At 68.5% G+C, this 11,383-nt stretch carries 11 protein-coding genes; 1 reads left to right on the top strand and 10 read right to left on the bottom strand.

Annotation, left to right across the window (positions count from 1 at the left end; all coding sequences use genetic code 11):
• The 5 genes from Q664_RS38105 to Q664_RS38125 form a co-directional block, all read right to left on the bottom strand.
• On the bottom strand, positions 1-1,017 hold a 1,017-nt coding region (locus Q664_RS38105), incomplete at its 3' end, for an AI-2E family transporter (protein ID WP_425117459.1).
• Positions 1,018-1,143: 126 nt separating this feature from the next.
• Positions 1,144-2,457 (bottom strand): DnaA N-terminal domain-containing protein, encoded by a 1,314-nt coding sequence (locus tag Q664_RS38110; protein ID WP_043407617.1) that lies wholly within the window; start codon positions 2,455-2,457, stop codon positions 1,144-1,146.
• 272 nt (positions 2,458-2,729) lie between these two features.
• Entirely contained in the window at positions 2,730-3,104 is a 375-nt protein-coding gene (locus Q664_RS38115; RefSeq protein ID WP_052519192.1) for a peptidase associated/transthyretin-like domain-containing protein, read from the bottom strand.
• 26 nt (positions 3,105-3,130) lie between these two features.
• Positions 3,131-3,925, bottom strand: a complete 795-nt coding sequence (locus tag Q664_RS38120; protein ID WP_043407620.1) for a hypothetical protein — start codon at positions 3,923-3,925, stop codon at positions 3,131-3,133.
• 99 nt (positions 3,926-4,024) lie between these two features.
• Complete coding sequence (locus Q664_RS38125) at positions 4,025-4,363, bottom strand: PilZ domain-containing protein (protein WP_043407623.1); 339 nt, start codon at positions 4,361-4,363, stop codon at positions 4,025-4,027.
• A gap of 187 nt (positions 4,364-4,550) precedes the next feature.
• On the opposite strand from Q664_RS38125, the gene bamJ reads away from it, so the two are divergent.
• The gene (gene bamJ, locus Q664_RS38130) at positions 4,551-5,210 is read left to right on the top strand and encodes a BamJ family beta-barrel-assembly machinery protein (RefSeq protein ID WP_043407876.1); all 660 of its coding nucleotides are present in this window, start codon (positions 4,551-4,553) and stop codon (positions 5,208-5,210) included.
• 57 nt (positions 5,211-5,267) lie between these two features.
• On the opposite strand, the gene Q664_RS53190 is transcribed toward bamJ, so the two are convergent.
• The 5 genes from Q664_RS53190 to Q664_RS38155 all read right to left on the bottom strand — a co-directional run bounded on the left by Q664_RS53190 (position 5,268) and on the right by Q664_RS38155 (position 11,214).
• Positions 5,268-5,897, bottom strand: a complete 630-nt coding sequence (locus Q664_RS53190; RefSeq protein ID WP_052519176.1) for an acetoacetate decarboxylase family protein — start codon at positions 5,895-5,897, stop codon at positions 5,268-5,270.
• Between the two features lie 21 nt (positions 5,898-5,918).
• Positions 5,919-6,683 carry a transmembrane-type terpene cyclase gene (locus Q664_RS38140; RefSeq protein WP_043407626.1) on the bottom strand — a complete coding sequence of 255 codons (765 nt, stop codon included), beginning with the start codon at positions 6,681-6,683 and terminating at the stop codon, positions 5,919-5,921.
• A 101-nt stretch (positions 6,684-6,784) separates the two neighbouring features.
• Positions 6,785-8,863, bottom strand: coding sequence for a hypothetical protein (locus Q664_RS38145; protein ID WP_052519177.1), 2,079 nt, complete (start codon positions 8,861-8,863; stop codon positions 6,785-6,787).
• Positions 8,864-8,970: 107 nt separating this feature from the next.
• Complete coding sequence (locus Q664_RS38150; protein WP_043407630.1) at positions 8,971-9,174, bottom strand: cold-shock protein; 204 nt, start codon at positions 9,172-9,174, stop codon at positions 8,971-8,973.
• 123 nt (positions 9,175-9,297) lie between these two features.
• Positions 9,298-11,214, bottom strand: coding sequence for a M2 family metallopeptidase (locus Q664_RS38155; protein ID WP_043407882.1), 1,917 nt, complete (start codon positions 11,212-11,214; stop codon positions 9,298-9,300).
• Positions 11,215-11,383: the final 169 nt, after the last annotated feature.

Here is an 11,383-nt window from a genome sequence, read left to right on the forward strand (position 1 = left end):
ATCACGGCCACCGACGAGACGGCCCACCTTGTCTCCCACCACCTTGGGGGTGATGAAGAAGCCCTCGGCCATCTGGCCCACCACGAAGGTGCCCGCCACCGCGGCGAGCTGCCACGGTCCCTGCCAGGACAGCATCAGCCCCAGCCCCGCCAGCACAATCCCCAGCCCCGTCCCCAGGTACGGCACCATGTTGCCGAACCCGGCGATGACGCCGATCACGATGGCCAGGTCGATGCGCGCGAACCACAAGCCCGTGCCGTAGAGCACCGAGAGGATGGCCCCCACGGTGATCTGCCCACGCACGAAGGCGGACAGGACGTCATCCACCTCGGAGAAGCGCCGGCTGACCAGCCCCACCGCCCGGCGCGGCATCAGTCCCTTCACCATGCCCACCAGCTGCGGGTAGTCCTGGAGGAAGAAGAAGCCCAGTACCGGTACCACCAGCAGGCCCAGTAGCGTGGCCACCACCCGCGCGGTGTTGCCCGCGAAGCTCGCCACCAGCCGTGCCGCCGTGGGCCCCGCGCTCTGGAGGATCTCCGAGGCCTGCGCCCCCAGCTCCGTCATGCGCTGGCGCAGCAGATCCGGCAACGGACGTCCCAGCAGCAACTCCACCTGCGGCACCACCCGCTCGCTCGCCCGGCGGAAGAAGTCCGGCAGCTTCACCGCCTCCTCCCGGAAGACCGGGATGAGGTAGAGCACCGCGCCGATCAGCAGCAGCAGGCTCCCGGTGAACACCACGCTCGTCCCCAGGGTGCGGTTGAGGCCCCGGCGCTCCATGGCGGTGACCAGCGGGTTGAGCACGTACGCCATGGCGAGCGCCAGCAGCACCGGCACCGCCACGCCTCCGAACACCGACAGCAGCGCGAACACCAGCGCCAGCGAGCCCACCATGGCCGCCGACCAGGCGAAATCCACCCGCCGGGCCTCGGCCTCGGAGAGCTCGCCCTCGGCGGGCGGTGGCTCCACGGGAACGGGCTCGGGGGCCGGCCGCGGCTCCACCGCTTCGGTCTTCACCACATGCAGGGACGTCTCCGCTGGAGCGACCCGCGCCACTGGCGCCTTCACCGCGCGCGCCTTGCCTCTCTTGTTACGTCCGATGGCGGGCTCCTCTTGTTCCGTATCGTCCGCGGGATAGTACCCCGTCTATCCGAGAAGCGGCGCACAGACGCCCTCGGCCTCCCGCCAGCACACGCCCTCGAGGCCACGCTCCCGCGCGAGCTGCTCCACCATCGGGCCGTAGTGCTCCTGTACCCACTGGCGGAAGTGCGCGTCCGGCACCTCGAGCACCAGGCGGCCATTCTCCACCCCCACCGCCCGGGCCTGGGCCAGCCATGTCAGGGCGTACCGCTTCCCATGGTCGTGCAGCCACGCGAGGCACTCCCGCCAGTGGCGGCCCGCCTCCGTGGACACGTCCACGGACGGTGCACCGGACAGCTCGGAGGGATCCTCCCGCTTCACGGGCTCGAGGTAACGGCTCCAGACCCGGGGCGTACAGAACGCCTGCGCCGTGCAGCGGGGCTCCCGGCTACGCCCCCAGTCGGAGTGGAGGTACCCGCGCCAGGCGTCCAGAAGACGTCCCTCGTCCCCGCCCACCTTGCGCAGGGCTCCGCGGTACCAGCTCGCCCAGGCCTTGGGCTGCTCCTCCGAGGGGAGTCCGGGAAGTGCCCGGCCGCGCTCCTCCTGGCATGTCTCGAAGAAGGCAGCCGCGGCCCGGGCCGGAGACTCCTCCTCGACCGGGGACGGCTCGGATGCCGCGTCCTCGGACTCCGGAGCCCGCCATACGTCTCGCGGCGGAGAGGACACCGGCACCATGTGCGTTCCTGGCAGCGCGAGCTGGACGGGCGTGGCCTCCACCGGCACCACGGGCACTTCCTCGTCCGAGGGCGGGGCGACGGGAGTGAGCCGTCCGCCCGATGATCCCGTCTCCAGTGCTGCTGCAGAAGAAGAAGTCTTCTTCTCACTCTCCTTCTCTTTTCTCTTTCTGGAGGAGGACGTCCCGGACGTGTCCACGGGACGTCCGGCGGACGCGCCCGTGGCCTTGGCAGCCCGTTCCCGGCGCTTGCGCTCGGCCTCCTTGCTCCTCTTCTCGAGGACTTGCACGTAGCGATCACAGAGGGTGAAGCGGACGCTGTCCCCTTCCCTCACCAGGATCCCCGCGCGCAGCAGCGCGTCCCAGAACGCGCCGGGAGCGCCCGTCCATCGGACCGCGCCCTCCACCGCCTCCTGCCACACCGCCTCGTCCATGGACATGTCCGCGGACGCGTCCGTGGACCGTCCGCCGGACAGTCCGAAGGGCTCGAACCGTCCCGAGGGCAACGCCTGCACCGCCCAGATCTGCAGCTCCACCATGGCCCCCACGAAGGCCCGCCGCTCCATCCCCAGGGTGCGAGCGGCGCACACCACGGGGAGGCTCATGGGAAAGCCCACGTCCACCTGTACCCAGTCCAACCCGGCCATGCTCAACGCCTCCCCTGGGTCCGGCTCGAAGGGAACGCCGTGCCACCCTCCTCGAACACGAGAAGGCCGCACTGATCGGCGTGATCCATGCCCCGCGATCTGCGCCGTCCCATCCGCATCGTCTAGCCCCGGCTCCGCTGATCCGCCGGGCGTGAACGATCCGCGGAGCCGGAATATCGGCCCCCGCACGCGATACATGTAGCAGCCGCTACAGGGTGCTACAGGCCGCTACGCAAAACCGCCTCCTGTGCGCGAGGAGCGCCCGCGTTGGATCAGTCCGTGCCGCCGCTCTGCTGCTGCATCGACTTCAGCTTGATCGTCAGCCCCGCCCGGGCACTGTTGGGCTCGAAGTACGTGGTGTACGGCCAGTAGCCGTCCTTCTTCACGTCGATGCGGTGCATCCCCAGGCCCACCTGCAATCCGCTCGGCTTGCCACCGAAGTCGGTGCACACGCCCTGGAGCACCCCGTCCAGATGCACTTCGGCGTCCTCGGGCTCGCACCGCAGCAGCAGGTTGCCGTTGCGCGACCGCATGGCGCGCATCAGCTCGCGCGCCCGGTCCGCCGCCGGAGAATCCACCTGCTCGGGACCCGAGGCACACCCGAGCACCAGCCCCACCAGGGCCCACCACCCGCGACTGCGCTTCATCCGCTCCGGGGCCATCTCGTCCGCCTCTACTTGATGAGGATCGCCACCCGGCCCCCGGCCAGGAGACTCGGGTCCATCCCCGCGAGCGCCTTCGCCGCGTCCGGCCCCAGCAGCAGATCCGAGCCCTGAAGCCGCGACGCCTCGAGCACCAGCGGCTTCGCGCCCACCAGCTCCGACTTCCGGGCCGCCTCCAGGCTCTTGAAGAAGCCCGCCACGCCCGTGCTCTTCCGGGTCTCGGCGGACAGCGTCTCCAGGCCATAGAGGGACTGCCCGGACTCGTCGAGCACCCGGGGCGCCAGCACCGGCGTCATGTCCAGCTTCCGCGCGTCCAGCACCAGCCCCGTGTGCTTCTCCCGCGCGTCCTTCTTCGGCCCGGCCGGTTTCGCCTCCGCCGGCTCCGTCGTCGCGGTAGTCGTGGTGCCAGCGGATGCCGGAGTCACCAGCACCGAGGTCAACGCCCCGAGCGGCACCTCCACCGCCATCTGCACGCCGCTATCGGAGAAGTAGCGCTTCTGGACGACCTTGTAGCCGCGCAGCACGTCCTCGATCTGGCGGCGGGTCTCCTCGCGGGCCATCTCCTCGCCCACGGTCCTGTCCGCGCGCAGACGCAGGCCCTTCACCTGCTCCAGCAGATCCGCGAGGACATCCTCCTTCGCCGAGCGCTCCGCGCCCAATCTCGCCTGGGACGGGTTGGAGGCCTTCACGTCCGGCGGTCCATCCCCCGTCTCCCGGAGGACCTGCCGCTGCCAATCCACCCCGTTGCCCTGCGCCAGTGCCGACAGCGGAACCGCCAGCACGAGCGCCCACAGTGCACGCCTCACGTATCCTCCCCGCTCCTGTTTCGAAGCACCGGATTCAACCGGCCCGCTCCAAGCCAGGTCAAGGAAGGCCCGCCCGCCCACCTGCCAACGGAGCGCGGCTCAGTGTGCCTGCGTGCTGCGTGTCACGTACTCATCAATCAACTGGCGGTGCCGCTGGGTGAGCAGCGTGAAGCGCACGCCCGAGCGCTCGTCCCGGCGCGCCCCCGCCTCCACCCACTCGCGCACCACCTCGCCCTCGGCGTAGATGACCTCGGTCGAGCCGGGAAGCTGGAACTGGAGCCCCACCCGCCGGGTGTCCTGCTCGGGCTCGAGCAGGCGCGCCAGACTCACGCCCTCGTGGCTGATGTCGGCGGCGCGCGCCATGTACGGCACGCCCCCCATGTACTTGTTCAGGTAGATGTCGAGGGGAACCCGCGCGTTCTTCCGCTTGTCGCTCATCTCTCTCGCCCTCCGGGTGGCCGGAGCCGCTACAGGACGCTTCAGCGCCGCAGCAGCCTGTGGCGAGGGTAGGAGCATCCGGCCGGAGGGCAAGAAAACCGCCAGCGGGAAGAGACGGGCGGACCTATTGTTCCGCTGCCACTGAGAAAGGCGGAGACACATGCGATTGGGAATGTTGGGAGCGGTCATGCTCGCCCTCACCGGGCTCCAGGCGAACGCGCAGGAGCTCAAGACCGAGGAGGAGAAGACGGTCTACGCGCTGGGGCTGTCGATCGGCCGGAGCATCAAGATGTTCGACTTGAGCCCGGCGGAGCTCGAGCTCGTCAAGAAGGGCATGACGGACGCGGCCACGGGTGCGAAGCCGGCGGTGGACTTGGAGAAGTACGGGCCCAATCTGCAGCCGCTCGCCAAGAGCCGGCAGGAGCGCGCTGGGCAGAAGTTCCTGGAGACGGCCTCCAAGGAGAAGGGCGCCACGAAGCTGCCCTCGGGCGTCGTCTACAAGGAGCTCAAGGCCGGCACCGGTTCCAGCCCCAAGGCGACCGACACGGTGAAGGTGAACTACCGCGGCACCCTGATCACTGGCACCGAGTTCGACAGCTCGTACAAGCGCGGCGAGCCCGCGGAGTTCCCCCTCAACGGCGTCATCCCCTGCTGGACCGAGGGCGTGCAGAAGATGAAGGTGGGCGGCAAGTCGCAGCTCGTGTGCCCGGCGAAGGTGGCCTACGGCGACCAGGGCTCGCCTCCCACCATCCCGCCCAACGCCACCCTGGTGTTCGAGATCGAGCTGCTCGGCATTGGCGGCCAGGGCGCGGACGTGCCCCGGGCGGCTCCGCAGCCGAAGAAGTAGGCAGTCCCGGGTGGGGGGCGGAGAACGCGTCCCCCACCCCGCCGCTCACACGGGCGGCTAGAACGCGGTCTCCACCGTGGGCCCGGGCACGGTGATGGACATGGGGTGGGCCCTGACGCTCCACGAGGCCGGACCCTGGAGGCGAAACGGGAAGCGCTCCGACCACTCCTCCACCCGGAGTCCTCCCGGCGCGAGCCGCGCACTCATCCATCCCACGAAGGTGGTCCACCCACCCGGCGCACCTCCGACGCCGGGCATGGGCACCGGGAGCGGGGGCCAGAAACCCGGGCGCTGATTCATCCCGAACGTGGCGATGGGACCCGAGGCGTCCGCCACCCGCACGCGCCCCTCCTCCCAGGTGAAGGTGGCCAGCTCCTTCGGAAGGCGCCACATGCGGCGGCCGCCCCAGAGCGAGGCCTCGCTGGTCACCCAGATATGGGGGATCCACAGGCCCACGTGCAGACCGTGCCGCACCAGCGGGCCCACCATCAGCTCGTCATACTGGAGCGTGCCCGCGCGGTAGCGCATCAACACCACCATGGCCATGCGCGAGGAGAGCAGCGGCTTCCAGGGCGCCGGGCAGGGGACGTCCCGGTCCGCCTTCACCAACCCTCCCCAGCACTCCCCGCTCATCCGCCAGGGGGCGGGCGGAAAGGGAACCTCGGCCAATTCGGACGGCTGCATCATGAAGGATCTCCAGTATGGGATTCAGGCGGCCTCGCGCATGGGCGCCCGAGCATCCTGCTCCTCGAGCGGCGTCTGTCCACGCGCCCTCTGGGCGGCCCACCTCGTCACCATCACCGCGTAGAGCAGATCCACCAGGAAGATGGACGCGCAGACGAAGTGCAGGAAGGAGAGGCTGGGCAGCCAGGGCTCGGCCAGGCCGATGACGTAATGGCACTCGATGGACGTGCCGAGTGTCCCCAACAGCTTGAACCACGCCGCTGGCACCGACAGCCCGCGGCCTCCCTGGTGGCGGCGCTCGAAGAAGAAGAAGATGAAGGCCACGCTCATGATGAGGTTGATCATGAACGCGCCGACCAGTGCCAGGATGTCCCGGTACTGGAGATAGAAGGTGTAGAGCCCGATGCCTCCCATCACCGTGGTGACCGCCACGATCGGATGGAAGTAGCGGCGCACCTCGGGGATGCGCTGCAGCGAGGCCCCGTAGCGCAGCAGCTGGTAGACGATGAGCACATCCACGAAGAACCAGATGCGATCGAACGCATGCCACAGCGGCACGGGATTCGGGATGACCCAGGACGCCAGGAACTCCCAGGCGAAATTCAGACAGATGGCGACCAGGGGGAACCCAGGGGCCCGATCCCTGAATCCCTGCCGGATGGCGAAGACATAGGCGATGATCCAGAAGACGCAGCCGATCTCCCCGATGATGTTGAACCAGGAGAAGGGATCGAAGGCTCGCGGATCCACACCTGCCGTCAGGGCGCTCAGTTCATCCGTGGTGCTCAAGGGCTTTCTCGCCAGCGGGGGCCCGGATGTTCACGCCGGGCCCGATGAGGTGAGAATCCATACAACATCCGCTTGGAGCTGAACACCCGGGCCCGGGGCCATCAGCGGGCGAGCGCGGCTTCGGTGGCTCGCAGCAGCGGCTCGGCGCTCACCGGAGCGCCCGTGGCGTTCGTCATCCACACGTCCGGGGTCAACGCACCCTGGCTCGCCATCCGCTCGAACTCCGCCCCCAGGTTGCCTGCCTTCTTCAGGTGCTCCTCCATCTGGAAGGAGATCAGGTGCCCCAACGGATAGTCGGCCAGGTACAGGGGATAGGAGATCATGTGGCTGTAGATGCCGAGCAGCGGCGTCCCCTGCCCTCCCAGCACCGGCGCGTAGTACCGGTCCCACGTCTCCTGGGCGATGCGCACCACCGCCTCGCGCAACCGCGCGGGCGTGGCATCCGGGTGCTCGTAGAGCCAGTGCCACACGGCGACATCCACCAGCGCCACCCCGGCGATCTCCCACGTCTGCCAGAAGTCGTTGAGCACCCGCTCGCGCTCGCTGGCCGCGTCCGGCTTCGCCTGTCCCAACAGCTCCAGGTCCCTCGCCTGGAAGACGAAGGCCAGCGCCTCGGTGAAGGCGCTGTTGGGCACGCCCGTCAGCAACGTGTGGTCCACCGAATAGAGCGAGAACACCTGCTCCACGTTGTGCCCCAACTCATGCACGGCGATGTTGTAGCCCTTGTAGTCCATGCCCTGGGGGCCCACCCGCGTACGCAGCCGGGGGAAGTCCCCGCGCCGCATCGCCTGCATCGCATGCCCCGCCCCACGCGAGGCATCCACCCGGATGTGCGCCGCCAGGAAGGCCGCCTTCTCCTTCGAGAAACCCAGCCCCTGGAGGATGCGCGGCAGATCCCTGGCGAACGCATCCGCCGTCGGGTAGCGCTGGCGCGTCAGCGTGTTCAGCTCGTCCTCGGACAGCTTCCCGCTCGCCTTGAAACCGGCGTACCACAGGTCCTGCGGTTCCAGCTTCCGGCCCAACCGGGACTCGATCTCCTTCGCCACCCGGGGCACCAGCGGCGACGCCAGCACCTGCTCCAGCAACGCCTTCACCCGGGCCTCGGGCAGCTCGCGCCCCAGCTCGAAACTGCGGGCCACGGCCGTGGGCGCCACCGGCACATACGGATCCTCCATCCGCGCCGCGTGGAACTGCGCGAGCAGCTTCGCGTAGCGCACGTCCTCCTCGCGCTTGCCCTCCAGCACCACCGGACGCTGGGGCGCGTCCTTCTCCACCTCGCTGGCCGGCGCTTCCTTCACCTCGTTGGTGAACGGATTCCAGTCCACCCTCGGGTTGTCGATGACCGCCGCGGGGATGCTCTGCGTGACGATGCGCTCCATCACCTTGACGATCATCCGCTGCTTCGCCACGCCCTCGGGATCCGCGTAACGGGACTTCAGCTCGTCACGCAGGTTCCAGTGGCTGATCAGCCGCATCCCCGAGGGGAAGAGCCGGCGTCCCTGCTCGTCCAGCAGGTGGTGCATCCAGATGTTGTACTCGGCGATGTAGAGGTCCGCGTCCGCGCCCGCCCGCGAGGAGGCCTGCCGCACCTCCGCGGGCACGCGGCTGTTGAATCGGCCGGTGAGCCGGGCCTCGGCCCACTGGCGGCGCGTGTAGCCGGGGCCCTTCTCCATCCGCTCAGCCAGCGTGGTGAGTGGGAAGTTGAGCAGCGCCACGAAGCCCACCTTCGCCCGGAAGAGATCCTCGGTAACGTGCGCCGCCGGATCATACGCGGCCAGCAGCGGATCCACCGGCAGCAGCGGCCCGAGGTCCAGGTCCGTGGGGCGCCGCAGCTCCGTGTTGATCTCATGCAGGTGACCATCGAGCTGCTCGAAGGTCGTCTCCAGCCGGGCCAGGGTGGCATCGAGCTGCTTCTCGTCGGCGATGAAGTGCTCGCACACGAAGGCGCCCAGGTCCCCGTCCTCAACGCGCCACAATGAGGCCACCTGGTCCACGCCCCGCTCGATGCGGACCCGCTGCGCCTCGCCATGACGGGAGACGAGCTCGGCCTTCAGGGCCGGGAGATCGGCGGTGTGCTTCATGGGACGGGCCTCCGCGGGCGAAGCACCCGCTGGGACAGGGGACGGGCCGGACGCGCAACCAAGCGCGGCCAGCAATGGAAACAACGCGGCACGCTTCATGAGAAACCTGGACGGTGAGAGGGACACGCGAGGACTCCAGACATGAAAAAGGGCCCGGCCCCAGTGGGTCGGACCCTTTTCAGGAACAACGTACGAAACAGCCGGAATCAGACGGCGCGGACGTTCTGCGCCTGCAGGCCCTTCGGACCGCGGCCCACCTCGAACTCCACCCGCTGGCCTTCGGCCAGGGTGCGGAAGCCATCCATGTTGATGGCGGAGTGGTGGCAGAACACGTCCTCGCCACCGCCATCCTGCGTGATGAATCCGAACCCCTTCGCATCGTTGAACCACTTCACGGTACCAGTCGCCATTTGCTCTTCTTCTTTCAGACAGACGGGCGCGGAAATCTGCCGCCCGGCCCGGCTGGTCGATACCCAGCCAAGCGGGCACGAATTTAAGCGGGGCCGCCAACCCTGTCTACTCCTGGCGAGCCCCTACCACCCACACTTCTGGCCCTTGTTCTGCTCCTGGAGCCAGGTGCGCAGCGGAGCGAAGTACTCCAGCATCGCCGAGGCATCCATCTCGCGCTCACCGGTGAGGGCCTGGAGCGCATCCGGCCAGGGCTTGCTGGCACCCATCTCCAGCATGGCCTGCAGGCGGCGGCCGGCCTCCTTGTTGCCGTAGATGGAGCACTCGTGGAGGGCGCCCTTCTGGCCCGCGGCCTGGCAGAGCGCGCGGTGGAACTGGAACTGGAGGATGCGCGCCAGGAAGTAGCGCGTGTAGGGGACGTTGGCGGGGACGTGGTACTTGGCGCCCGGATCGAAGTCATTCTCGGTGCGCTCCACCGGGGCGCGCACGCCCTGGTACTTCTCACGCAGCGCCCACCAGGCCTTGTTGTAGTCCTCCGGCTTCACCCGCCCGGAGAAGACCTCCCAGCGCCACTGGTCCACCAGCAGGCCGAAGGGCAGGAAGGCCACCTTCTCCATGGCGTCCTTCATCTGCAGGTTGATGAGGCCCTTGTCTCCCTTGGGGACCTCCTTCAGCAGGCCCACCTGCTTGAGGTAACCCGGGGTGATGGAGAGGGTGAGCGCATCGCCGATGGCCTCGTGGAAGCCGTCATGCGCGCCGGCCTGATAGAGCACCGGAAGCTTGTAGTAATACGTGTAGTAGTAGTCGTGGCCCAGCTCGTGGTGGATGGTGACCAGATCCTCCTCGGTGGGCTTGATGCACATCTTGATGCGCACGTCGTTGTCGTAGGTGATGTCCCAGGCGCTGGCGTGGCACACCACCTCGCGGTCCCTCGGCTTGGTGAACTGCGAGCGCTGCCAGAACGTCTCCGGAAGCGACTTGAGCCCCAGCGAGGTGAAGAAGCTCTCGCCCATCTTCACCATGCGCAGGGCATCGTAGTTCTGCCGCTTCAGCTCGGCGTCCACGTCCAGGCTGGGCTGGCCCTTGTAGGGCTCCACCATGGCGTAGATGTTGTTCCACTCCTGGGACCACATGTTGCCGAGCAGGTGCGCGGGAATGGGCTTGCCGGCGGGCACCTTGTCCTCGCCGTACTGCTTCGCCAGCCGGGCGCGCACGTAGCAGTGCAGATCGTCATAGAGGGGCTTCACCTGCCCCCACAACCGCTGTGCCTCCTTCTCGAAGGCCTCGGGCGGCATGTCGTAGTTGGAGCGCCAGAGCGCGCCCGTGTCCGCGAAGCCGATCTCCTGGGCGCCCTCGTTGGAGAGCTGTACCAGCCGCTGGTAGAGCGGGCGCATCGGCGTCGAGATGGTGTGCCAGCCCGTCCACGCCTCCAGCAGCTCGTCGTAGTTGCGGCTCCTGGCCATCACATCGGACAGATCGCCCAGGTCCTTGCACTGCCCCTTGCCATCCTTGCCGCAGTACTTGCCCTTGCCGTAGATGCCGTCGAGCTTCGCGGCGATACCGGCCAGCTCCGCGCGCTTCTGCGCATCGCTCGGCGCGGGCAGCGTGGAGGACACCCGCAACAGGTGCAGCGTGCGCGAGGTGTCCGCGTCCAGGCCCTGCACGTCCTTGAAGCGCGCGGCCTCCTTGATGGCCTGGCTGACGTAGGCGAGCACCTCCTCGTTGACCAGGGCGGCGTTCCGCTCGGTGTCATCGGTGATGTACGTGGACTTGATCCAGTCCGCCGTGGCCTGCCGCGTCCACAGACGCTTGAGATCTTCGTTCACCCGGGTGGCGAACTGACGCGCGTCCTCGGCGGTGGACGGCGCGGCTTCGGCGGGCTTCTGCGGCTCCGCGGCGGGCGCGGCGGCGGCGGGGCGCGTCTCCTCGGGAGAACCGGTGGTGGAACCATGGGCCGAGGACGTACAGCCAGGAGAGGCGATGAGCGGGACGACCACGAGGGCCGCGCGCACGAGGGACTTGATGGGAGAGGTGCTGTTCATGTCGGGGCGCAACCGTAGAGGAAGGCCCTCGGGCAACGCACCTTCAAAGTGACGGGATGTTCACCGCTGGGGAGCCGCCCCGGGCGACAGGGACTCCCCACGCTCCCTCGCCCTCCGGGAGAGGGTTGGGGTGAGGGTATCGCGCGTCCCGGGTTGAGCCCGTGAGATG

Origin of the sequence: Archangium violaceum Cb vi76, assembly GCF_000733295.1 — a bacterium.
In the GTDB taxonomy this organism is placed as follows: Bacteria; Myxococcota; Myxococcia; order Myxococcales; family Myxococcaceae; genus Archangium; species Archangium violaceum.